The sequence below is a fragment of the Aeromonas sp. HMWF017 genome (genome assembly GCF_003061465.1).
In the GTDB taxonomy this organism is placed as follows: domain Bacteria; phylum Pseudomonadota; class Gammaproteobacteria; order Enterobacterales; family Aeromonadaceae; genus Aeromonas; species Aeromonas veronii.
On sequence record NZ_QAJD01000135.1, the window covers coordinates 88,898 to 89,391 of the forward strand.

Genomic DNA, 494 nt, shown 5'->3' on the forward strand with positions numbered 1-494 from the left:
TGCTGGATGCGGCGGATCATCGAGGCGGGTGCGAACGGCTTGCCACAGCGAATGCAGCAGGCGGCCTCTTCGGCTTTCAGGCTCTGCACGGCGCGGCGCGCCTCGGGCACCGGTTGCAGGCGGGGCACCAGCACGATGGCCTGCTCGGGGCACGCCTTTTCGCACATGCCGCACTGGATGCAATCCTGCTCGATAAAGTTGAGCCCCGGCGTGTGCCCCACCGCATGCAGGGCGCGGCTCGGGCAAACCGCCACGCAGCCCATGCAGAGGGTGCAGTCAGCTTCTTTCAATTCCACACTGCCGTATGGGGCGCCGTGAGGCACCGCCAGCGGCTCGCGGCACCCCTCATTGGCCTGCCAGAGGACATCGAAGGCGGCAAACAGGTTCTCCCGTTTGTCCCCTTTGAGCGGCTTGTCCAGCAGGGCAACGGTTGGCAGGCCGGAGATCGGCTTATCTTGCTCGGCATCAACGTTAAACAGGGCGATGCGATCGGC

At 65.6% G+C, this 494-nt stretch carries 1 protein-coding gene; it reads right to left on the reverse strand.

All coding sequences use genetic code 11. The annotated features are described in order from the left end of the window. On the reverse strand, positions 1-494 hold a 494-nt coding region (locus DBR30_RS13560), incomplete at both ends, for a 4Fe-4S binding protein (protein WP_181363575.1).